This window comes from Piscirickettsia salmonis LF-89 = ATCC VR-1361 (genome assembly GCF_000297215.2).
Taxonomy (GTDB): domain Bacteria; phylum Pseudomonadota; class Gammaproteobacteria; order Piscirickettsiales; family Piscirickettsiaceae; genus Piscirickettsia; species Piscirickettsia salmonis.
On sequence record NZ_AMFF02000089.1, the window covers coordinates 1 to 1671 of the forward strand.

The 1671-nt window shown below is 41.1% G+C and carries 3 protein-coding genes; 2 read left to right on the forward strand and 1 reads right to left on the reverse strand.

Annotation, left to right across the window (positions count from 1 at the left end):
* The first annotated feature begins 361 nt into the window (after nucleotides 1-361).
* A complete protein-coding gene (locus C200_RS09440) occupies nucleotides 362-607 on the forward strand; it encodes a type II toxin-antitoxin system Phd/YefM family antitoxin (RefSeq protein ID WP_016212196.1) in 246 nt (81 codons plus the stop codon).
* A complete protein-coding gene (locus C200_RS09445; protein ID WP_033923745.1) occupies nucleotides 604-990 on the forward strand; it encodes a type II toxin-antitoxin system VapC family toxin in 387 nt (128 codons plus the stop codon). The genes C200_RS09440 and C200_RS09445 overlap by 4 nt, the downstream gene beginning before the upstream one ends.
* Nucleotides 991-1057: 67 nt before the next feature.
* Here C200_RS09445 and C200_RS09450 read toward each other — a convergent pair whose 3' ends face one another.
* Complete coding sequence (locus C200_RS09450) at nucleotides 1058-1396, reverse strand: hypothetical protein (protein ID WP_016212193.1); 339 nt, start codon at nucleotides 1394-1396, stop codon at nucleotides 1058-1060.
* Between the last annotated feature and the right edge of the window lie 275 nt (nucleotides 1397-1671).

Below are 1671 nucleotides of genomic sequence, written 5' to 3' on the forward strand. Positions count from 1 at the left end.
ATTTTTCGCAACAGTGCCCAATTTCTTTCGCACGGAGTCCGGCTTTTATCGACAGCAAAAACAAAACGAGGTTTCGCTGCGGTGTGGTTGTGTTTTTGAGGTGAGTTATAACAATCCGTTCCTGTCGTTCAGATAAAATTCGCGCTTGCTTACTTAAGCCCATTTTGGCCTCAAACTCATTATATTATTGATCTATATAATGATAATATAACGAGTGAGTAGAGGTGTCCAGGCTGAAAGCCTTGATAGTATTAAAGTTGTTATAGTTTGTATCATATATAACAAGTTAAATCTTGCATTGCAATCAATGATCAATTGTACTAAACTAAGTTTATATGACTAAGTTTAACTGGAGCCTGTTATGCAGACTGTTAATATTCATGAAGCCAAGACTCACTTATCTCGTTTAATTGAAAAAGCATCTAGTGGTGAACCCTTTATTATTGCAAAAGCAGGAAAGCCTTTAGTAAAAGTTGTGCCTTTAAGCGCACCAGACGAAACAGACGTTAAGCGGGTGGGGTTCCTTACTGGTCAGATCGAAGTACCAGATGATTTTGATACAATGGGCTGCGATGAAATTGAAAAGTTATTTGGTGACGAAGAGTGAAATATATTTTAGATACTCATGTATTATTATGGGCCGCAAGTGATTCCCCTAAACTATCTTCTGAAGTAAGGTTGTTGCTCAGCGAAAGAGGTAATGAACTATTTTTTAGTGCGGCCAGTCTTTGGGAGATCGCTATAAAAAATAGCCTGGGTAGAAAAGACTTTAAAGTAGAGCCTCATTTATTGCGTCGTGGTTTATTAGATAACGGATATAGTGAGCTGGTTATTACTAGTGAACATGCAGTTGGAGTCAGTGGATTGCCTTCTATTCATAAAGACCCATTTGATCGTATCCTAATTGCCCAGGCTATATCAGAAGGCTTTACTTTATTGACGGCAGATGAATTAGTTGTGCAATATCCAGGGCCAATAATGAAGACTTAGGCGTGTGTAGGGCTCTTTACACACCCTACATATCGATACACTCCAAAAAAAACCTTACATACCCATTTCATTTTTTTCGGCGCTTCTTAATTCTTTCTACCCAGTTATTAAAGCTGTCCACATCAGCTTGTAAACCATCTGGATCTGGCATATCTTGAGGTGCACCTGCTGCCAGATCATGACCTGGAAGCCACTTAGAGCATTTAGTCATTCCGTTTTCAATATCTTTGCAATCCTCTACAGTAATATCGGAAACTAATAAAATTTGCTGAGTTTGGACGCTATTCCTATAACGCTCCACAATACCACCTAATAAAATTTCTTCAATTCCGCGTTCCCAACACTCTCTTAGTTGGCCGTATATAAGCATAGCTTCTTTCGCTGCGAGCCATGGAGTGCTAAGCACGGGGTGAGTAGGCCGAGGTAGGTTCGGGTTTTTAGCAGAGCGGAGTTGCGAAAGGCCGTTAGGTCTGTAGCAAGCGTAACGAGTGTCTAAAAATCTATACGAACCGTAGAGTCATGTGAGAGCACAGTAGTGGAGTGTGCCGATTCAAGGCACGTAACGCTGTGTGACGCGGACAGCCGAGGGTTTATAGTCGTCGCGTTTTGCTCGGCGATTTTGCATCATTGGATGTGCAAAATACCTACCGAGGTAGCGACGCTTACGTTCATTATCTGCAT